The organism is Cupriavidus pampae (genome assembly GCF_914271485.1).
GTDB classification, from domain to species: domain Bacteria; phylum Pseudomonadota; class Gammaproteobacteria; order Burkholderiales; family Burkholderiaceae; genus Cupriavidus; species Cupriavidus pampae.
Window position 1 is genome coordinate 553,211 of record NZ_CAJZAG010000003.1, and the last position, 20,783, is coordinate 573,993.

The window sequence follows — 20,783 nt, forward strand, 5'->3', positions numbered from 1 at the left end:
CCCACTGGCTTGCCTTTTTCTCAACCATGATGCGCCGCACAATCCGGGTTATCAGATATCCGGAGATCCGGCATGACACCGTCTCACTCTTCTGCGGAAGCATCCGCGGACCCCTCTCAACCCAACGGCAGCGCGGCGCTACCGTTATTCGCGCTGGCCGTTGGCGCTTTCGGCATTGGCACCACCGAGTTCTCACCGATGGGCCTGCTGCCCACCATTGCCAGCGGCGTGAACGTGTCCATTCCGACCGCCGGCATGCTGATCAGCGCCTATGCGATTGGCGTGATGGTCGGCGCGCCGCTCATGACGCTTGCGCTATCGCGCTGGTCGCGCCGCACGGCGCTGATCGTGCTGATGAGCATCTTCACGCTCGGCAACCTGTTGTCGGCGGTGGCCCCCGATTACACGACGCTGCTGCTGGCACGACTGGTCACCAGCCTCAACCATGGCGCGTTCTTCGGCCTCGGCTCGCTGGTCGCGGCCAGCGTGGTGCCGCGCGAGAAGCAGGCCAGCGCGGTGGCCACGATGTTCATGGGATTGACGATTGCCAACGTCGGCGGCGTGCCCGCGGCGACATGGCTCGGTAACGTGATCGGTTGGCGCATGTCGTTCGTGGCCACCGCCGGTCTCGGCGTGCTCGCGATGGCGGCGCTGTGGTTCGCGTTGCCGAAGGGCAGCGCCGGTCAGCGGCCGAACGTGCGCGCGGAACTGGCGGTGCTCACGCGGCCTGTCGTGCTTGGCGCGCTGGCTACCACGGTGCTCGGCGCGGGCGCGATGTTCACGCTCTATACCTATATCGCACCGACGCTGACCGACCTGACAGGCGCGTCGTCGGGCTTTATCACCGCGATGCTGGTGCTGATCGGTCTGGGCTTCACCATCGGCAATGCGGCCGGCGGCAAGCTCGCCGACCGCTCGCTCGACGGCAGCCTGATCGGTTTCCTGATCCTGCTGATCGCGGTCATGCTCGCCTTCCCGCTGCTGGGGAAATCGCACGCAGGCGCGGCAATCGGCCTGCTGGTATGGGGTCTCGCCACGTTCGCGGTGGTACCCCCGCTGCAGATGCGCGTGATGCGCGCGGCCGTGGAAGCCCCGGGACTGGCGTCGTCGGTCAACGTGGGCGCGTTCAACCTCGGCAACGCGCTCGGCGCGGCCGCCGGCGGCTGGGCCATCTCCGCCGGCTTTGGCTACAAGGCGGTGCCCATCGTCGGCGCGGTTATCGCCGCCGCCGGTCTGGCCCTCGTGCTGATCCAGATCTCCGCGCGCCGCAAGCCGGCGGGGTTGTCGCTCGGCGAAAGCGGTCAGTAATCGGCGTCACGCAAGACCGAGCCGCTGCCGCTCGGTCTGCACCTGATCTTCGCCGTCGCGGCGGCCGATGATCCAGCCTTCCGCGGGCACCAGCGCGCGGTATTTCACGTCGACGATCTGTTTCCAGTCCTGGATCAGATCGCGATGGGCGACGCGCCACTCCCCTTCCCTCCGCTCCATGTGATCGAGATAGCGTGACGATGTGAACATATCCATCGGCGTGCTCTCGTCACCGGCCGCGCCCCCGGTCAACTGCGCCAGCTGCTGCGTGGCCTCCTTCGGATACTGCTGGATCGTGCGCACGTAGGTTTCCACCAGCGCGACGTCGTCGCTCGCGAACTCGATCAGCATGTTGCCGATAAAGTGGCTCGAGGTGGCAATCGGGCGATGTCGCACGAGGATCCATTCGACCAGTCCTTCGGCGGGACCGATGTAGGGACCATGGCTGTCGATCGCGCCGGGCCAGAAGATATCGAGCATGCCCTGACGATCGAGCCGATCGACAGCGCGGCACCAGCGGAACATCAGGTCCTGGATCTGCAGGCGCGAGACGATGCGCTCGGGCGTGTATTGCTGGGTAGTGGTTGTCATGGCTCAGGTAGTCTTGCTCATGCAGTCTTGAACTGCACGCGGGTGGAAAGCTCCTGCATCTGCGTCGCTTCCTTACGGATCAGCGTCGCGAGATCGGTCGGGGTACCGCCGACGGGCACGATGCCATAGCCCTCCATCTTGGCAACGATGGCCTTGTCGGCGAGCATGCCGTTGAGCAGCGTATTGATGCGCGCCACAATCGGCTTCGGCGTACTCGCAGGCGCGCCCACGCAGAACCATGGCGACATCACGTAGCCCGGCATGGTCTCGGCCAGCGTGGGCAGATCCGGCAGCAGCGGCGAGCGCTGCGCGGAGGTAACCGCCAGCGCCTTGATGCGTCCGGCCTGAATCAGCTTGAGCGCGGACGAGATCTGATCGATCGTGAAGTCGATATTGCCGGCGATCAGGTCGGTCAGCATCTGCGATCCACCCTTGTACGGCACATGCACGGCCTGCACGCCGGCGCGCTGCTTGAACACCTCGCAACTGATCTGCGCGCTCGACGCCACGCCGGAACTGCCGTACTGGAAGCTCGCGCCCTTGGCCTTCATGCGCGCGATCAACGCGGCCGGAGAATCGACGTCGAGCGAGGGCCGCACCATCAGCACGTTCGGCGTCTCCGCGAGGTTGATCACCGCCGCGATGGAGTCGATCGTGAACGGCAGCTTCTCGTACGCGAAATGGTTGGTCACCATCGTGCCGACCGAACCCATCAACAGCGTGTAGCCATCGGGATTCGCGCGCGCCACCGCGGCGACACCGATCGTGCCAGTGGCACCGGGCAGGTTCTCGACCATCACCGGTTTGCCGAGGGTCTTCTGCAGGTGTTCGGCGACGAAGCGGCCAAGGATATCGGTGGACCCGCCGGGCGGGAACGGCACCACGACCTTGATGGATTGCGCGGGCCAGCCATTGGGCAGCGCCGCAGCCGCGTCGGTAGTGGCCTGCGCATGTGCGAGCCGCGCCAGCGGTAGCCCAAGGCCCGCGGCAAACGACCCACCGATGCATTGCTGCACGAAACGCCGTCTCGATGATTGCATGACATGTCTCCTCTTGTTTTTGGATACCGCACTGCCGAAGCTTCAGGCGTGCCAGCCCGCGGCGATCTCCGTCGCCATCTGCGCGGCCTGCGCCAATCCCGCCCGCGCGCTCGGCACGCACCGGGAGGGATCGAGAACGTTGTCGGTCATTGCATCGAGCGACGCCGCATCGGGCACCAGCACCGACACGCGCGCGCCGCGCGCCTGCAACGTGTCGACTTCAGCCCGCAGGTGACCGCTGACGGGGTTGCCGTCGGCATAACCAAGCGGCGCGATGACAAGCACATGTGCCGCGTCCGGAGCGAGGTCCGCGTTGGTCAGCGAGCGGATGCCGCCGTCCATGTACACCCGCGCGCCGATCGGCACCGCGGGCCACGCACCGGGCACCGCGCAGCTCGCGGCAATGGCGTCGATGAAATCAACGTCGCTGCGCGCATCGAACACCGAGTGCTCGCCGGTTGCGGTATCGACGGCCACCACGTAAAGCGTGCGGTCGGGCCATGTCGTGCGTGGGAGGCGCGCGGCCACGATCTGCCGGCGCACCTCGAGCGGCACGGTCTCGCTGCGCAACGCAAAGGCGCCAATGCGTCGCCGCGCGGCATCGAGGTCGCCACCGACCTTCTCCATCAACTGTCGGTTGCGCGCATCGGCATCGGCCTGCGAGTACGGTCTTGCCTGCTCCAGTGAACCGGCGGGAGGTGAAAGCTGCTGCGCCAGCAACGTTTCGATCGACACGCCCGAGGCGAGCTGCGCGCCCACCACCGAACCCGCCGATGTGCCGACGAACGCGTCGGCTTCCGCAATGTCCACACCCGCGCGCGCCAGCCCCGCCGCGATGCCCGTGGCCCACGCGATGCCGGCCACCCCGCCGCCGCCCAGCACGACGGCGCGCTTCATATCACCCCCGCGTCGTTGAGTGCCGCCAGACGCTCGGGTGACAGACCCAGCAACTCGCCATAGATCTCGCCGTTGTGTTGACCGAGGTCCGGCGCGGGTTCGATCGGTTTCTCGGCGCTATCCGGAAATTTCGGTACCACGCCGGCCATCTTGATGGGACCGATATGCGGATCTGGCACCGACGCGATGGTGCCGCGCGCCTGATAGTGCGGATCGTTCATGATGTCCTCGATGCTGTAGATGAACGAGTACGCGAGCTTGGCCTCGTCGAGGATGGTGCATAGCGCCTCCACGGGCACACTCTCGATCCACGCGGCCAACGCGGCGTTGAGTTCATCGACGTGCTGCCAGCGTTGTTCATGCGTGGCGAAGCGCGGATCGTCGAGCCAGTCCTGCCGTTGCATCGCCTGCGCAAGCCGCTGAAAGCCGGCATCGGCGGAGACCGTGAGAATCATGTACCGGCCATCCGAGGTCCGGAAGTGCTCGCCCGGCGCGGCCGCGAAATGCTTGTTGCCGCGCCGCTCGCGCACGGTGCCCAGGCGGTCATACGCGGGCACGAGCACCTCGGTGAAGCGGATGATCGACTCATACATCGCAAGGTCGATCTGTTGGCCTTCTCCATCGTGCAGGTCGCGATGGTAGATCGCCATCATCAGCGCGAACGCCCCGAGAATCGCCGACTGATAGTCGGCGATCGATGTACCGATGCGTACCGGCGGCCGGTCCGGAAAGCCCGTGATGCCCATCAACCCGCCGAACGCGAGCGCGATGCGGTCGTAGCCCGCGCGTTCGCGATACGGTCCGGTCTGGCCAAAGCCCGAGATGCGCAGCATGATCAGGCGCGGATTGCGGGCCTTCAGCTCCTCCCAGCCGAGCCCCCACTTCTCGAGCGTGCCGGGACGGAAGTTCTCCACCACGGCGTCGGCGTGCTCGACGAGGTCGAGCAGCAGGTCGCGCCCCTCGGGCTTGCGCAGATCGAGCGTGATTGATTTCTTGTTGCGATTTTCAACGCTCCAGTACAGGCAGTGGCCATCGACAAAGGGCCCGAGGTCGCGCACGGTGTCGCCGCGCCGTGGGACTTCCACCTTGATCACCTCGGCACCAAAGTCGCCGAACAGCGTGGCCGCCACGGGGCCCGCGACCATCGTACCGAGGTCGAGGATGCGCAGACCACTCAGCAGATGCGGACCGGGACCGCGATCGATCTTCATGATGCTGCGCCCTCCTTGTGCTTGCCGTGCGCGGGCGATGTGTCGTGCTGACGGCTGTCTCCGACCCGCACGACGTAATCGGCCAGACCCGAGTTGCGCGTCATATGCCAGTAGTCGTCGTTGCGGAATGGAGTCGGTGCCACAACGCGGCCGCGCGCATTGCGGTACCAATTGGACATGCCCTTGTGCGTCCAGATCATGCGTGCGTGCGCGTCCTGCACGCGAACGTTGTAGGTATCGTGCACGTCCTGGCGCACCTCGATCTCGAACGGCCCGTCATACGTGTTCAGCGCGGCCTTGAGCAGCGACATCACGTACTGCACTTGCGTCTCGAGCAGCGCCACCACGCTGCCACCATGACCGAGCGCGGTGTTGGGCCCGGCCAGCATGAAGAAATTCGGAAAGCCCGGCGTGGCTACGCCGAGGTAGGCCTGCGCGCCGTGCGCATCCCAGTGTTCGCGCACGTTGCGGCCGCCACGGCCGTGCAGGTTGAACGACGACAACAGATTGACCGCATCGAAGCCCGTGCACACCACGATGATGTCGGCTTCATGTCGTTCACCATCGGCAGTGATCACGGCATCGCGCTCTACACGCTCGATGCCGTGATTGACGATGCGCACGTTGTCGCGCGTGGCGGTGCGGAACCAACCGTTGTCCATCAGCATGCGCTTGCCGAACGGTGGGTAGTCGGGCAGCACGTCGGGCAGCAGGTCCTGGCGTTCGCCGAGCTGCTGCCGCACGTACGAGACGAAGAACTCGCGATGCTTGTCGTTGCGGCGATTGATCGCGCGCTCGGGATGCGGCCATTCCGGGTCCACCTGCAACGAGGCGTGGATACGATCGTTGAAGATCCACGCCAGACGCTGGCGATACCACGGTTGGTAGTACGGCAACTCCTTGAGCAGAAAACGCGCGGCACTCGGTACCGGCTTCTGAAAGCGGTCGAACGGCGCGGCCCATTGCTTCGAGCGCTGGAATACCGTGAGTTGCGACACGATCGGCGCGATCGCTGGCACGATCTGCATCGCGCTGGCGCCGTTGCCAATCACGACCACACGCTTGCCGGTGACGTCGAGCCCCTCGGGCCAGCGCGCGCTGTGGAAGCATGGGCCCGCGAAGGTGTCGAGGCCGGCGATCGCGGGCATCTTCGGCATATTGAGCAGGCCCACCGCGCTGATCACGATATTGGCGCGAATCACATCGACGTTGGCATCGTTGCGGTCATCATCGGCATCGGACACGCGCACGGTCCAGTCCATGCTGCCCTCGTTGTAGGTCGCGGCATCAACTTGCGTGCCGAAGCGAATATGCTCGCGCACGCCAAAACGATGCGACACGTCGACGAAGTACGCCTGAATCTCCTCGCGCAACGCGAAATAGCGCGTCCAGTCGGCCTTGGCGAACGAGTACGAATAGATGTGGTTGGGCGTATCGACGCCGGCACCCGGATAGCGATTCTCGTACCACGTGCCGCCGACCTCGGCGTTCTTCTCGATCACCGTGTGCGGAATGCCCGCACCCTGCAGGCGGATCGAAGCACAGAGGCCGGCCACACCCGCACCGATCACGACCACGTGAAAGCCATCGGGCACGCGGTACTCGCCGCGCTGATCGATCAGAAACTCGGCATCGCCGCCGAGCCAGGCGCCGACCATCGGGCCGTACGCTTCGGGGACGTCTTCACCGACGCTGCTGCGCATCATCTCCACGAGCAGTTCGAGTTCGGGCAGCGGCAGTGCGGCGGGTTGGCCGGCCTTCCACGCGAGCACGGCCTTGCGCGCGGCGGTGCGCACTTCCTCCTGCACCTCGGGTGGCAGGCCACCACTGTCGTGATCGTCGATGCCGCGGATATGCGTGCACTGGTAGCGCTCCGACAGCCACTGCCGATCGCCGGTCAGATGCAGCAGCATCATCAGCAGCGTGGGCACGTTGGCCGACGGCAGTGCCTGGTCGAGCTGGCGAGTCCAATCAGGATCGATCGAGGCGGAGGAGATCGTGGAGGCGGTGGCGTTCATTGGCGGGTTCTGGGCAAAAGGGGGCCCACGGCGGACCGCGCGCGGCCGCCGGAGGCATGGAACGTCGGGAAAAATGCTTGTTAGTTACTTGGGCGACATGCCGGAGGTGCGCACGACATCGCCCCACTTCGCGTATTCGGCGACAACAGTTTTCTGCATGAATTGCGGCGTGCCGGGCCACGGCTCAAACCCGAGCGCGTCCAGCTTCTGCTTGACCTGCGGCATCTTGAGTACCTGCTGCAATTGCGCGCTGAGCTTCTGCACCACGGCGGGCGGTGTGCCACGCGGCGCGACCAGCGCGGTCCAGCCAAGCGCTTCATAGCCCTTCACACCAGCTTCGATCATGGTTGGCACGTCGGGCGCGATCGGCGAGCGCGTGCTGTCGAGCACTGCCAGTGCCTTGAGTTTTCCGGCCTTGATGTTCTCGTGCTGCGCGCCAATGGTGTCCACCATCAGTTGCGCGCGGCCGGACATGACGTCGATCGAGGCAGGCGCGCCGCCCTGATAGGACACCGTGGTGATATCGATGTCGGCCTTGGACTTGAACAGTTGCAGCGCGAGTTCAAAGGCCTGCGCGCCCGACGCGAACATCAACTGACCAGGCTTCTTGCGCGCATCGCGAATCACGGCTTCCACGCTGTCGTAGCCGCTGGCGGGACTCGCCAGCAACACCATTGGCGCCTTGGCCACCATGCCGATCGGCTCGAAGTCGTTCAGCGCGTCGTAAAGCTTGTTGGCCTGCAGATGCGGGCCAGTAGTCAGCGTGCCGCTGACCGCGAGGCCGAGCGTGTAACCGTCTGGCGGCGCCTTGGCGACGAGGCCCATCGCGATCATGCCGCCGACCCCGGGGCGGTTCTCGATCACGAACGACTGGTTGTTGAGCTTCGACAGTTCCTGGCCGATCAGCCTGCTGATGGTGTCCGAGGCGCCGCCGGGCGGGTAACCGACCAGCAGCTTGACGGGCTTGGTCGGGAAATTGTCGGGCCCCTGCGCGTAGGCGCCGCCGGGCAGCAGCAGCGCCAGGCAGGCGGCGGCGATAAGGGGTGCGCGTGTCATGTTGTCTCCTGTCGTTCTGTTTTGTTTTGCTGTCAGAGACAGTATCGGTAGGGTCTGCGCATGGGGTAAAACATTGGATACCGATTCGTTCATAATGTGAACGTTTTATTCGGCCGATGGTGACGCGCCTTCGATGCATGCTGCACCGTAGCAAGGGCACTCGCGCATCATCCTTTTGCAGGAGTTCACATTGTGAATACGGAAACCGACAAAGGGCGCATGCCCGGCGCGCAGGCGGTGTTTCGCGCCATCGACCTGCTCAAGCTTGTCGGTCTGAACCACGAGCACGGGATTTCGCCGGCGTCACTGGTGGCGGCAACGGGGCTCGACCGCGCCACCGCGTATCGGTTGCTGAGCTCGCTCGTGCAGAGCGGCATGGTGGCGCGCGACGAGGGCAAGCTGTATCGGCTGGGGCTGGAGTCGATGCAGCTCGGCCTCGCGACGATGAGTCGTGTACCGATCATGGAGCGCTGCCGGCCAACGATGATCCGACTGGCACGCCGGACCGAGGACACGGTCTACCTCGTGGTGCGAAACGGCGATTACGCGCACTGCGTCCACTACGAGCAGGGCGCGTTCCCTATCAAGGCGCTGGTGCTGCAGGTGGGCGGGCTGCGCCTGCTGGGGGTCGGGTCGGCGGGCACGGCGCTAATGGCGACATTGTCGGAGGCCGAGCTCGAAGGGTTTCATGCACGGCATGCGGCCGAATTGCCGCCCGAACGCAGTTCGATGCCGCATCTGCTGCGTCAGGTGGCACAGATCCGTCAGCAGGGGCATGCGCAGACCGACAACCTCGTGGCCACCGGCGTGGGTGGAGTGGGCGTGGCGTTCGAGGTCACGCCGGGAACCTACGCCGCGATCAGCGTCGGTGCCATTCGCACGCGCATGGACGACGCGCGGCGGCGGTGGATTGCCGACCTGATGCGTGAGGAACTACGGAGCGCAGGATGGTCATTATTGCCGGCGCGGTGAACGTTCCACCAATGTTTGCGTGAACCACCGACTCCCCTCACACTAGCGGCCATGGGTCACTCACAGGCAACCAAGGCCGCCACGCGCGAACGCCTTGTCGTCACCGCCGCGCGGCGACTGCTGCGCGAAGGTACCGGCGGCGCAAGCGTCGGCGACATTGCGGCGGACGCGCACGTCACGGCAGGCGCGATCTATCGGCACTTCGCTTCGCGCGATGCATTGCTGGGCGATGCATTTGGCGCCGCAGCCACAGTGCTGGCCGACTGGGCACGCAAGGCGCCCGATTTCGAGACCGCGGTGGGTCTATACCTCAGTCCCGCCCATCGCGATGCCGTCGGCGCCGGGTGCCCCGTCGCCGCACTGGCGAGCGATATGGCGCATACCCACGACACCACCGAAGCCGCATTGCGCGGCGCGTTCACCCAACAGGTACGCGATGCGCTCGAAGTACTGACCGAGCGCCTGCAGCCTCAGGTGGGAGCGCAGGCACGCGCGCGCGCCATCGTGTCATGGTGTGCATGTGTGGGCGCGCTGGGTCTGTCGCGGGCGATGAGCGATCCGTCGGCTGCGGATGCGTTACTGGCGGAAGTTGCCGCGGGCCTTACGCAATGGCCGGCAACGGTTCCGCAAACGCCTCGATAAGCTGATCCGCAACCGTATCGAGAATCTCGCGCGACAGCGCCGGATCATCGACGGCACGCGATAACGTGAGCGCACCCACGCAGGCGCTGAAGATCAGCCGCGCGTGCGCGCGTCGCTGCTCGCGAATCTCGGCTGGCAGCAAGCTTTCGAGAAACTCGAACACGCGGCCGAGCTGGGCAGCATAGGCGTCAGACGCGTTGATCGAACGGATGCGCGGCACATCGTTGAGCAGCGCGGACAGCGGGCAAGCGTCGGCGGGATCGTCGCGGTGAGCGGGCGACAGATATCGTGTGATCGCATTGCGCAGGCTCGAGCGCGCTTTGGCTTCCCACGCTTCGAGGCTACCGAACGTGGCGGCAAGCGCCTCGACGACGAGGTCTTCCCGCGAGCCGAAGTGCTTGTAGAAGCCGCCGACCGTCAGCCCCGCCTCCCGCATGATGTCGGCCACGCCAATACCATCGAAGCCACGCTCGCGAAAGCGGCGCGCGGCAATCTGCACGATACGTTGATGCGTGGCGGCTTTCTCCGCGCGGGAATGCCTCATGGTGAATGCATGGGTCGGGGACGCGACAATCGTAGCACGCGGCTGCCCAGCCTTAAGTCTCCTTTAAGTCTTCGTCCCTAGACTCAAGCCATATTCACCAACGGGACAGGAGATAGCCATGACCCCCCAGGAAACTCAAGTGCTGGAACGCTTCTTGACCCAACTGTCGCAGGCGCGTGCCGCCGCGAAGGATCCGCAGGCCGACGCCATGATCGCCGAGGCGGTTGGCCGGCAGCCGGATGCCGCCTATTTGCTCGTGCAGCGCGTATTGCTGCTCGACAATGCGCTCGCCGCCGCGCGCGAGCAGAACGCCACGCTGCAATCGCAACTTCAGGCCGCCCAGGGGGGCGGCGGGCGTGGCTTTCTCGATGACAACGCATGGGGCAACGGCGCGGGTCGCGCTGCGGCGCCCGCCGCCGCATCCATGGCGCCACCCCAGGCGCCGCCCGCTCAGGCACCCATTCAGCCACCGATGGCGTATCAGGGCGCCCAGGCACAGCCACCTGCAAAAACCGGTTGGCTCGGTGGCGGGTTGGGTGGCACGTTGGGGAGCATTGCGACCACGGCGGCTGGCGTGGCGGGTGGAGCCTTCCTGTTCCAGGGGCTCGAGAACATGTTCCATCGCAATAGCGCGAGCAACGTGTTGGGGCAGCCGGATATGGCAGTGCTGGATCAGCCCAACGAGACCGTGGTGAACAACTACTACGGCAACAACGACGGGCAGTCGGTGGATACGGCCAGTGCGGCCTCGGGGAATAGCTTCCTCGATGACGACGATTCCAGCAATGGATCGTTCTTCGACGACGATTCGTCGTGGACGTGAGGGTCAGGATTGTCACCGCCGGCCCCTTCGCGGGCCGGCGGTGACAGCAGACTAGCGCCAGATCTGGCGCTTAGTCGTCCAGCAGCGACAGGTCGCGCACCGCGCCCTTATCGGCCGACATCACCAGCTTGGCGTAGGCCTTGAGCGCACCGGTCACCTTGCGCGGACGCGGCTTGGCCGGCTTCCAACCCTTGGCATCCTGCTCCGCGCGACGGCGTGCAAGTTCGTCATCGGACAGCAGCACATTGATGGTCCGGTTGGGGATATCGATCCGCACCTTGTCGCCATCGCGCACCAGCCCGATCGCGCCACCAGCAGCCGCTTCCGGCGAGCAGTGACCGATCGACAGACCCGAGGTGCCGCCCGAGAAACGACCATCCGTCAGCAGCGCGCACGCCTTGCCGAGACCCTTCGACTTGATATAGCTCGTCGGGTACAACATCTCCTGCATGCCGGGGCCGCCCTTCGGACCCTCGTAACGCACGATCACGATGTCGCCAGCCTTGACCTTGTCGTTGAGGATGTTCTCCACCGCCTCATCCTGCGACTCCGTCACGTGCGCATTGCCCTCGAACACGAGAATGCTCTCGTCCACGCCAGCCGTCTTCACCACGCAGCCATCGAGCGCGATATTGCCGGTCAGCACGGCCAGGCCGCCCTCCTTCGAGAACGCATGCTCATACGAGCGAATGCAGCCTTCGGCGCGATCGAGGTCCAGGCTCGGCCAACGCGTGTTCTGGCTGAAGGCCACCTGCGTCGGAATGCCCGCGGGACCCGCCATATAGAACGTCCGCACGGCTTCATCCTGCGTGCGCACGATGTCCCACTGGTTCAGCGCATCGCCCAACGTCGGCGTATGCACGGTCGGCACATCGGTATGCAGCTTGCCGGCACGCTCGAGCTCACCGAGAATCGCCATGATGCCGCCGGCACGATGCACATCCTCGATGTGGTACTTGTTCGTGTTCGGTGCCACCTTGCACAACTGCGGCACGATGCGCGACAGACGATCGATGTCCGCCATCGTGAAGTCGATCTCGGCTTCGCGGGCAATCGCCAGCAAATGCAGAATCGTATTGGTCGAGCCACCCATTGCGATATCGAGCGTCATGGCGTTCTCGAACGCCTTGAAACCCACCGAACGCGGCAGTACGCGCGCGTTCTCCTGCTCGTAGTACTCGCGCGTCAGTTCGACGATACGACGGCCAGCGCGCTTGAACAGCTGCTCGCGGTCGGCGTGCGTGGCCACCACGGTGCCGTTGCCCGGCAGCGAGAGACCCAGCGCCTCGGTCAGGCAGTTCATCGAATTGGCCGTGAACATGCCCGAGCACGAACCGCAGGTCGGGCACGCGGAGCGTTCCACCTCGGCCACGTCGGCATCCGAGTACGACGAATCGGCCGCGATCACCATCGCGTCCACGAGATCGAGCTTCTTGAACTCCATGGTCTTGGTCACCGGATTGGCCAGGCGCGTCTTGCCGGCTTCCATCGGACCACCCGACACGAAGATCACGGGAATGTTGAGGCGCATCGCGGCCATCAGCATGCCCGGGGTGATCTTGTCGCAGTTGGAGATGCACACCATCGCGTCGGCGCAGTGGGCATTGACCATGTACTCGACCGAGTCGGCAATGATCTCGCGGCTCGGCAGCGAATACAGCATGCCGTCGTGACCCATCGCGATGCCGTCATCGACGGCGATGGTGTTGAATTCCTTGGCCACGCCACCCGCCGCCTCGATCTCGCGCGCGACGAGCTGGCCGAGGTCCTTCAGATGGACGTGTCCGGGGACGAACTGCGTGAACGAATTGACCACCGCGACGATCGGCTTCGAGAAGTCTTCGTCCTTCATGCCGGTGGCGCGCCAGAGCGAGCGCGCTCCCGCCATATTGCGACCGGCGGTGGAGGTTTTGGAACGGTATACGGGCATCGTGGGAACTGTAGGAATCGGAATCGCGAGAAAAAGGGTCGTCGTGGACCCGGGGCCGCGGGAATAAGGACCCCTTCGCTCGCCCGGCGAACAACCTCTTGAGCCGCGCCCTGGGCAAAACCCGACGATTATCCCATATCGGAGATAGGACGGCCGTCATGGCCATCGGGTATAAAGGAGCGGCAGCTCACAACCCCCTTCCCTCACACATGGACACCAAGTTGACCACCAGCGCGACACGCGCGGGCTCGGCCGCCGAGGTTCTCGCCGTTTTCCTCAGACTTGGACTGACATGCTTCGGGGGACCGGTCGCGCATATCGGCTACTTTCGCCAGGAGTTCGTGGAGCGACGTCGCTGGCTCGACGACGAAGCCTTTACGGATCTGTTCGGCCTTTGCCAGTTTCTGCCGGGACCTGCAAGCAGCCAGCTCGGCTTCTCCATCGGGATACAGCGGGCCGGATGGCTCGGTGGTCTGGCGGCGTGGTGCGGCTTCACGTTGCCGTCAGTGCTGATGCTGATCGCCTTTGCCGTCATGGCACCCAGCCTCGGCGGCCCTGTCGGCGCGGGGCTCATTCATGGTCTGAAGCTCGTGGCCGTTGCGGTAGTGGCCCAGGCGGTCTGGGATATGGCCAGACGCATGTGCCCCGATCACCGCCGCGCCGGCATCGCGTTGGCGGCTCTTGTTCTGCTGAGCCTCCTGACGACCGTCTATGCCCAGTTGATCGTCATTGCCTTGGGCGCGGCGGCAGGGCTGCTGCTCTGTCGATCCTCAGAAACTCCGCCCGCTGTTAGTCGAACCCCGCTCGCACAAGGGTTCCTGGTCTCGCGCACGGCGGGTGCCGTGGCGCTGGGGTTGTTCCTCCTCCTGCTGCTCGGCTTGCCCGCTCTTGCAACCGCCGATGCAGGCCGCTCGGTACAAGTGTTCGACGCTTTCTACCGCTCCGGCGCACTGGTGTTCGGGGGCGGTCACGTCGTGCTGCCGCTGCTGCAGCAACAAACTGTAGCGACGGGCTGGGTCAACCCGAACGACTTTCTGGCGGGCTATGGCGCCGCGCAAGCGGTCCCTGGCCCGCTCTTTACTTTCGCGGCGTTCCTGGGATGGGTATCGGCCCCCGCGCCCAATCACTGGGCCGGCGCCGCCATCGCAACGCTCGGCATCTTTTTGCCGGGGCTATTGCTGGTCATCGCCGCACTACCGTATTGGCGAGCCCTCAGAACCCGCCCGTCGATGGTCGCCGTGCTGAATGGCGTCAACGCGGCAGTCGTCGGCCTGCTCGCCGCCGCGCTGTACACGCCGGTCTGGACCAGCGCAGTGCTTTCGCTGCTCGATCTTGCGATCGCCGCGGTCAGCTTCTTCCTGCTGCTCCGGTGGCGGGCCCCACCGCTAGTTGTCGTGGCCCTGTGCGCTGTTGCCGGCATCGCCCAAAGCCTGTTGCATTAAGTGCAGGCGCGGCGTAGCCGTTGCAACGTTTCCATGTTTCGACTATATTCGAAACATGGAAACCGATAACGCGCTCGAAGCGCTCGCCGCCCTCGCCCACGCCGTCCGCCTCGCGGTGTTCCGGCTGCTCGTCCAAGCCGGCCCGGAAGGCCTGCCCGCGGGCCGCATCGCCGAGCTGATGGAAACGCCCGCCTCGTCGCTCTCCTTTCACCTCAAGGAACTCAACCGCGCCGGCCTGCTGGCCGCCCGGCAGGACGGACGATCCATCATCTACACGGCGCGCTATGAAACCATGAATGACCTGCTTGGCTACCTCACGGAGAACTGCTGCGGTGGGGCGCCGTGCGGGCCACTGGTTGCCTGCGCGCCGTCGGTCAAGTCATGAGCGGCGCGTCATCGATGCAGGCCGCCGCCCGAACCGGCGGCATCGGGGTGTTCGAGCGTTACCTCACGCTGTGGGTGGCGCTCTGCATCGTGGCCGGCATCCTGCTTGGCCAATGGTTGCCCACGGTGTTCCGCGCCATCGGCGCGATGGAAGTCGCGCAGGTCAACCTGCCCGTCGGCGCGCTGATCTGGGTCATGATCATTCCAATGCTGATCAAGATCGATTTCAGTGCGATGGGTCAGGTTGCCGGCCACTGGCGCGGTATCGGCGTGACGCTGTTTGTGAACTGGCTCGTCAAGCCGTTCTCGATGGCAATGCTCGGCTGGATCTTCGTGCGGCATCTGTTTGCAGGCTGGCTTCCCGCGGATCAGCTCGACAGCTATATCGCCGGCCTGATCCTGCTCGCAGCGGCACCCTGTACCGCGATGGTCTTCGTCTGGTCGCAACTCTGCGAGGGCGATCCGTATTTCACGCTGTCGCAGGTCGCGCTCAATGACGCGATCATGGTGGTGGCCTTCGCGCCGGTGGTCGGTCTGCTGCTCGGACTGTCGTCGATCTCGGTCCCGTGGGACACGCTCCTGACCTCGGTCGCGCTCTATATCGTGGTACCCGTGCTCATCGCGCAAGGCATCCGTCGGGCGCTACGCGCTCGCGGCGAGGCAACGTACCAGCGCGTCGTCGGTGCCATGGGCCCGTACTCGATTACCGCCCTGCTCGCCACGCTCGTGCTGCTGTTCGGCTTCCAGGGCAATGCGATCGTCGGGCAGCCACTGATCATCGTGCTCCTGGCCGTGCCGATCCTGATTCAGGTCTTCCTGAATTCCGGCCTTGCCTATGTGCTCAACCGCAAGCTGGGCGTCGCGCACTGCGTCGCCGGCCCCTCCGCACTGATCGGCGCGAGCAATTTCTTCGAACTCGCCGTCGCCACGGCCATCAGCCTGTTTGGTTTCCACTCGGGCGCCGCGCTGGCCACCGTCGTCGGCGTGCTGATCGAAGTCCCCGTCATGCTGTTGGTCGTGCGTGTCGTCAATCGCTCGCAACGCTGGTACGAATCGAAGTAGGAAACGACATGTCCGTCACCATCTTTCATAACCCCGCGTGCGGCACGTCGCGCAACACGCTGGCCATGATTCGCAACGCCGGAATCGAGCCCACGATCATCGAGTATCTGAACACGCCGCCGGACCGCGCCACGTTGCAGGCGATGATTCGCGATGCGGGCCTCACAGTACGCGCGGCGATGCGCGAGAAAGGGACGCCCTATGCCGAACTCGGCCTCGGCGACCCCGCGCTTACCGACGAGCAATTGTTCGATGCGATGCTTGCGTACCCGATCCTGATCAATCGCCCGTTCGTCGTCACCGATCGCGGCGTGCGACTCTGCCGTCCGTCCGAAGTCGTGCTCGAGATCCTGCCTTCACCGCAGCAGGGCGCGTTCACCAAGGAAGACGGCGAGGCGGTGGTCGATGCGCAAGGACGAAAGATCGGATGACAACCGACCTGCCCAATATCGTGCCCGCCGTGCTCGACATGCCGGATCTGCACAAGCTCGAACCCGCACGCGTCAGCACACATCCGCCCCGCATTCTGCTGCTCTATGGCTCGCTGCGTACGACGTCTTACAGCCGCCTGCTCGTGCAGGAAGCCGAGCGCATCCTCCAACAGTTCGGTGCGGAGACCCGCGTATTCGATCCCGCCGGCTTGCCGATCGCCGATAGCGTGCCCGCCGACCACCCCAAGGTCGCCGAACTACGCCAGCTCTCGCAATGGTCGGAAGGACAGGTGTGGTGCAGCCCCGAACGCCACGGCACGCTGACGGCGGTGTTCAAGAACCAGATCGACTGGCTGCCGCTCGAGTTCGGCGGCATCCGCCCCACACAGGGCCGCACGCTTGCCGTGATGCAGGTCAGCGGCGGCTCGCAGTCGTTCAACGCGGTCAACGCGTTGCGTGTACTTGGACGCTGGATGCGCATGGTGACGATTCCAAACCAGTCGTCGGTGGCCAAGGCCTGGCAGGAGTTCGACACCAACGGCCGCATGAAGCCCTCCTCCTACTACGACCGCGTGGTCGACGTGATGGAGGAGCTGTACAAGTTCACGCTGCTGGTGCGCGATCGCAGCGACTACCTGACGGATCGCTATAGCGAGCGCAAGGATGCGGCAGAGAAGTCCGCTGCGTTGGTGACGGCAGCGATGGCGCACGAAGCGCCCGCGGAAGATAGCGATAGCGGCGAAGTGGAATGACAGATCGTTCGCAGTTGGCACTCAATCGCGGCGTGATCGCGCGGCTCGGCATTGCCCAGACGCTTGCGTGGGGCTCGACCTACTACCTGCCGGCAATGCTTGCTACGCCGATGGCGCGCGACCTCGGCGTGACACCACCCACGATCTTTGCCGCATTCAGCGCAGCGCTGATCGTGTCCGCGCTAATCGGCCCGTCGGCAGGCCGAATGATCGATCGCACCGGCGGTCGCGCAGTGCTGATCGCCACGAGTCTTGTATTCGCGCTCGGCCTCGCTGGCCTCGGCATGGCGCAAGGCTTGGTCGGCCTGTTCGCCGCATGGCTCGTGCTAGGCATCGGCATGGGCGCGGGTCTCTACGAAGCGGCATTCGCTACGCTGGTAGCGCTGTACGGCCACCGCTCGCGCAGCGCGATCACCGGCATCACACTGATCGCCGGCTTCGCGAGCACCGTGGGTTGGCCTCTATCAACCTACATGGAAACCCACATCGGCTGGCGCGGGGCATGCCTCGCATGGGCTGCATTGCATCTGACGCTCGGACTCGCGCTAAACCTGAGCATGCCGCGCCGCGGGGCATCCGTGGAGACGTCGGCCAACACGCGCACCAAGCCAGAAATCAATCCGCCAGCAGCAGTTACGCGCTCTGAGGACATTCCACCGCAGCGCCTAGCATCCTTCGCGCTCGGGTTCGTCTTCGCCGCAACATGGTTCATCAGCACCGCGATGGCCGCGCATCTGCCCAGACTGCTGCAAGCGGGCGGCGCCACGCTAGCCACAGCAGTCACGGTCGGCGCCCTGATCGGCCCCGCACAAGTAGGTGCCCGCATCCTCGAGTTCGGCCTGCTGAGAAAGGTCCATCCCTTACTCTCGGCCCGCCTCGCCGCAGCCATGCACCCACTCGGCGCGCTCGCCTTCGGCATCTTCGGCGCCCCCGCCGCCGCGCTATTCGGCATCCTCCACGGCGCCGGCAACGGCATCCTGACCATCGCCAAAGGCACGCTACCGCTGGTGATCTTCGGCCCAAGCGGCTACGGCCACCGCCAAGGCGTACTGATGGTCCCCGCCCGCATCGCGCAGGCATTGGCCCCATGGCTCTTCGGCATCTGCCTCGACGCGTTCGGCATCGGCGCGCTATGGGTGTCGTCAGCAATCGGCGCCACGGCAGTACTCATGCTGATGCTACTCGGCCGCAAAGTCCCCACGCCTCAAATCAACGAAATGCGATAGCCCGCTGGTGTGCGTGCTTGCTATGCTCCGCGCATACACGGTTGGACCAGCCGCTCCCGACCTGATCTCGGTCAGGATCGATGCGCACTGCTCAACTACGCGGTGAGGTGCTGCGCAATCGCAAACCTCCTAAAAATCCCCGGCCCCAAATAGCAAAAGCCCCGCGCGAGGCGGGGCTTTCACTGACACTTTCCGTGACCCGAGGTCAGAACGGAATGTCGTCGTCCATATCTTCAAAGCCGTTCGACGGCGATTGCGGGCGGCGTTGACCGCCGCCTTGGCCACCACCTTGCTGGCCACCTGCAGCGCCGCCGCCTTGACCGCGGCCGCCACCACCGGCGCCGCCGCCGTAGCCACCACCGCCGCCACCCGATGCTTCGCGGCTGTAGCCACCGCCACCGCCGCCACCACCGTAGCCGCCTTCATCACCACCACCGCCACCACCTTGACCACGGCCGCCCAGCATTTGCATCTGGTCCGCGACGATCTCGGTGCTGTATTTGTCCTGGCCCGCCTGATCCGTCCACTTGCGCGTGCGGATGCGGCCTTCGATATAAACCGACGAGCCCTTCTTCAGGTACTGGCCGGCGATTTCGGCCAGCTTGCCGAAGAACGCGATCCGGTGCCACTCGGTGGCTTCCTTGAACTCGTTGCTCTGCTTGTCCTTGTACCGATCGGTCGTCGCGAGCCGAATGTTGGTCACGGCGTCGCCGCTGGGCATGTAGCGCGTTTCCGGGTCAGCGCCCAGGTTGCCGACGAGGATGACTTTGTTGACCGATGCCATATGAATATTCTCCGAAGGACCACCTCATCCGAGGTGGCAAGTAAAAGTCTGCAAAAACGCAATCGCGGCAAACAAAAACGCGCCCCCGGAGCCAACTACGATTTGGCCGGACCGGGCGCGCGCTCATGCTAAACCCAAACTGCTGGAATTAGTACTCGTGGTTCTGCGGTTCTTCACCACCGTATCGATCACACCACGGTCGGCGAATCGATACGCCTCAGGGTGCCACCTCGGGTGCTACCTCAGGATGCCGCCGCAGGCGCTTCCGCCTGCCCGCGAGCGGGGGGCGGCTTCATGCGCCAGGCGATTATAAGCCAGGCCAGCAACACCACCGCACAGCCAATAAACACCGCCGCCCGGCCCTCGTGCTCGAGCAGCCAGCCGCCGATCACACCGCCCAGAAACAGCCCCATCGCCTGCGTCGTGTTGTAGATGCCCAGCGCCGCGCCGCGGCTGGCCGCCGCATAACGGGACACGAGCGACGGCTGCATGGCCTCCAGCACGTTGAACGCCACGAAGAACAACAGCAGCACCCCAACGATCGGCCACAGCCCCTGCACCGCGGCAAACAGAACCTGCACCACGGTCATCAGCGCCACCGAACCCAGCAACACTACCCGCACGCGGCCATACCGCTCGGCCGCCATCATCGGCCCGAGCATCAGGATGAACGACACCAGAACCACCGGCAGGTAGACCTTCCAGTGCTGGTCGAGCGGCATACCGGCGGCGGACAGCATCGTCGGCACCACCATAAACATGGCGACCTGACTTGCATGAAGCGCCAGCACCCCCACATTCAGACGGAAGAGGTCCGGATTGACCAGCACGCTGCGGAACGGCAACTGCACCGGATGCGGCGCTGGCGGAGTCGGCACCACGAATATCGTCACGCCGATCGCCACCACGCCCAGGACCGCCATCAGCCAGAAGATGCCGGACATGCCGATGGCTTCCAGCAGCGGCGAGGCAATGACCAGCGAGAGCGCAAAGGTCAGGCCGATGCTGCCGCCGACCATCGCCATGGCTTTGGTGCGATGTCGCTCGCGCGTCAGGTCGGCAATGCAGGCCGTGATGGCGGCCGAGATGGCGCCAGTCCCCTGCAGCGCGCGGCCGATCGTGATGCCCATGAGCGTATCCGAGCACGCCGCGATGATCGCCCCCGCAACGAACAACAGCAGCCCGCCAATCATCACCGGCTTGCGCCCGACGCGATCGGACAGCCAGCCCAGCGGAATATGGAGAAACGCCTGCATCAGACCGTAGATGCCCATCGCCAGGCCCACGCGCTGCGCGTCGTGCCCGTCCGGCAGCCCGCGCGCGAACTCGGCGAATACCGGCAGGATGAGGAACAGTCCGAGCATGCGCAGCGCGAAGATGCTTGCGAGCGACAGACTGGCACGCAACTCGCTTCGCGTCATGCGCTCGCGTACCGGCGGCGCGGCATCGGCGGCACCTGGCACCACGCCGGGTTCACCGGCTGCACTGGCAGTAGCGGATTGGGGGGAGGAAGGCATCGACGGCATTGCGGTCGTGAGAAGTATCTGATTCGGTCGGAGCTGACGGGGTTGCGCCTGAGGAGGGTGCCCCTAACGGTGACACCCAAGGCGGGCTGCGCCAATTCTGTCGTGTTTCCCGTCTTTTTGTCGCTGAAGCCCCGGAAACCGAAG

The 20,783-nt window shown here is 65.1% G+C and carries 20 protein-coding genes; 10 read left to right on the forward strand and 10 right to left on the reverse strand.

The annotated features are described in order from the left end of the window. Window positions 1-72 precede the first annotated feature (72 nt). Window positions 73-1,308, forward strand: coding sequence for an MFS transporter (locus LDO41_RS10150; protein ID WP_223986117.1), 1,236 nt, complete (start codon window positions 73-75; stop codon window positions 1,306-1,308). A 6-nt stretch (window positions 1,309-1,314) separates the two neighbouring features. Here LDO41_RS10150 and LDO41_RS10155 read toward each other — a convergent pair whose 3' ends face one another. The 6 genes from LDO41_RS10155 to LDO41_RS10180 form a co-directional block, all read right to left on the reverse strand. Next, window positions 1,315-1,899 carry a nuclear transport factor 2 family protein gene (locus tag LDO41_RS10155; protein ID WP_223986119.1) on the reverse strand — a complete coding sequence of 195 codons (585 nt, stop codon included), beginning with the start codon at window positions 1,897-1,899 and terminating at the stop codon, window positions 1,315-1,317. Between the two features lie 17 nt (window positions 1,900-1,916). Further along, a complete protein-coding gene (locus LDO41_RS10160; protein WP_223986133.1) occupies window positions 1,917-2,939 on the reverse strand; it encodes a Bug family tripartite tricarboxylate transporter substrate binding protein in 1,023 nt (340 codons plus the stop codon). Window positions 2,940-2,981: 42 nt separating this feature from the next. Further along, window positions 2,982-3,836 carry a patatin-like phospholipase family protein gene (locus LDO41_RS10165; protein WP_223986143.1) on the reverse strand — a complete coding sequence of 285 codons (855 nt, stop codon included), beginning with the start codon at window positions 3,834-3,836 and terminating at the stop codon, window positions 2,982-2,984. After that, window positions 3,833-5,047, reverse strand: a complete 1,215-nt coding sequence (locus tag LDO41_RS10170) for a CaiB/BaiF CoA transferase family protein (RefSeq protein WP_223986146.1) — start codon at window positions 5,045-5,047, stop codon at window positions 3,833-3,835. The genes LDO41_RS10165 and LDO41_RS10170 overlap by 4 nt, the downstream gene beginning before the upstream one ends. Continuing rightward, window positions 5,044-7,065 carry a flavin-containing monooxygenase gene (locus LDO41_RS10175; RefSeq protein ID WP_223986148.1) on the reverse strand — a complete coding sequence of 674 codons (2,022 nt, stop codon included), beginning with the start codon at window positions 7,063-7,065 and terminating at the stop codon, window positions 5,044-5,046. The genes LDO41_RS10170 and LDO41_RS10175 overlap by 4 nt, the downstream gene beginning before the upstream one ends. A gap of 84 nt (window positions 7,066-7,149) precedes the next feature. Then, window positions 7,150-8,121, reverse strand: coding sequence for a Bug family tripartite tricarboxylate transporter substrate binding protein (locus LDO41_RS10180; RefSeq protein WP_223986151.1), 972 nt, complete (start codon window positions 8,119-8,121; stop codon window positions 7,150-7,152). A 192-nt stretch (window positions 8,122-8,313) separates the two neighbouring features. Between LDO41_RS10180 and LDO41_RS10185 the strand changes: the two genes are divergently transcribed. Then, entirely contained in the window at window positions 8,314-9,093 is a 780-nt protein-coding gene (locus LDO41_RS10185; RefSeq protein WP_223986154.1) for an IclR family transcriptional regulator, read from the forward strand. A 51-nt stretch (window positions 9,094-9,144) separates the two neighbouring features. Then, window positions 9,145-9,735, forward strand: coding sequence for a TetR/AcrR family transcriptional regulator (locus LDO41_RS10190; protein WP_223986157.1), 591 nt, complete (start codon window positions 9,145-9,147; stop codon window positions 9,733-9,735). Here LDO41_RS10190 and LDO41_RS10195 read toward each other — a convergent pair. After that, on the reverse strand, window positions 9,695-10,279 hold the full coding sequence (locus tag LDO41_RS10195; RefSeq protein ID WP_223986160.1) for a TetR/AcrR family transcriptional regulator: 585 nt from the start codon (window positions 10,277-10,279) through the stop codon (window positions 9,695-9,697). The genes LDO41_RS10190 and LDO41_RS10195 overlap by 41 nt on opposite strands. Before the next feature lie 118 nt (window positions 10,280-10,397). On the opposite strand from LDO41_RS10195, the gene LDO41_RS10200 reads away from it, so the two are divergent. Then, window positions 10,398-11,102: a DUF2076 domain-containing protein gene (locus LDO41_RS10200; protein ID WP_223986163.1), complete on the forward strand. Its 705-nt coding sequence runs from the start codon at window positions 10,398-10,400 to the stop codon at window positions 11,100-11,102. A gap of 70 nt (window positions 11,103-11,172) precedes the next feature. On the opposite strand, the gene ilvD is transcribed toward LDO41_RS10200, so the two are convergent. Further along, on the reverse strand, window positions 11,173-13,032 hold the full coding sequence (ilvD, locus tag LDO41_RS10205; protein WP_223986166.1) for a dihydroxy-acid dehydratase: 1,860 nt from the start codon (window positions 13,030-13,032) through the stop codon (window positions 11,173-11,175). Between the two features lie 209 nt (window positions 13,033-13,241). On the opposite strand from ilvD, the gene chrA reads away from it, so the two are divergent. Genes chrA through LDO41_RS10235 form a run of 6 tightly spaced genes read left to right on the forward strand, consistent with a single transcriptional unit; the run spans window position 13,242 to window position 18,329 of the window. Next, window positions 13,242-14,474, forward strand: a complete 1,233-nt coding sequence (gene chrA / locus LDO41_RS10210; protein ID WP_223986169.1) for a chromate efflux transporter — start codon at window positions 13,242-13,244, stop codon at window positions 14,472-14,474. Between the two features lie 55 nt (window positions 14,475-14,529). Next, a complete protein-coding gene (locus LDO41_RS10215) occupies window positions 14,530-14,859 on the forward strand; it encodes an ArsR/SmtB family transcription factor (protein ID WP_223986174.1) in 330 nt (109 codons plus the stop codon). After that, on the forward strand, window positions 14,856-15,920 hold the full coding sequence (gene arsB, locus LDO41_RS10220; protein ID WP_223986177.1) for an ACR3 family arsenite efflux transporter: 1,065 nt from the start codon (window positions 14,856-14,858) through the stop codon (window positions 15,918-15,920). Before LDO41_RS10215 ends, arsB begins: the two co-directional genes overlap by 4 nt. Window positions 15,921-15,928: 8 nt before the next feature. Beyond that, the gene (gene arsC, locus LDO41_RS10225; RefSeq protein ID WP_223986179.1) at window positions 15,929-16,351 is read left to right on the forward strand and encodes an arsenate reductase (glutaredoxin); all 423 of its coding nucleotides are present in this window, start codon (window positions 15,929-15,931) and stop codon (window positions 16,349-16,351) included. Next, complete coding sequence (arsH, locus tag LDO41_RS10230; protein ID WP_223986182.1) at window positions 16,348-17,103, forward strand: arsenical resistance protein ArsH; 756 nt, start codon at window positions 16,348-16,350, stop codon at window positions 17,101-17,103. Before arsC ends, arsH begins: the two co-directional genes overlap by 4 nt. Further along, window positions 17,100-18,329 (forward strand): MFS transporter, encoded by a 1,230-nt coding sequence (locus LDO41_RS10235; RefSeq protein WP_223986185.1) that lies wholly within the window; start codon window positions 17,100-17,102, stop codon window positions 18,327-18,329. Before arsH ends, LDO41_RS10235 begins: the two co-directional genes overlap by 4 nt. 205 nt (window positions 18,330-18,534) lie before the next feature. On the opposite strand, the gene LDO41_RS10240 is transcribed toward LDO41_RS10235, so the two are convergent. Further along, on the reverse strand, window positions 18,535-19,113 hold the full coding sequence (locus LDO41_RS10240; protein WP_223986188.1) for a single-stranded DNA-binding protein: 579 nt from the start codon (window positions 19,111-19,113) through the stop codon (window positions 18,535-18,537). Window positions 19,114-19,355: 242 nt separating this feature from the next. Beyond that, window positions 19,356-20,639: an MFS transporter gene (locus LDO41_RS10245; RefSeq protein WP_377741817.1), complete on the reverse strand. Its 1,284-nt coding sequence runs from the start codon at window positions 20,637-20,639 to the stop codon at window positions 19,356-19,358. Window positions 20,640-20,783: the final 144 nt, after the last annotated feature.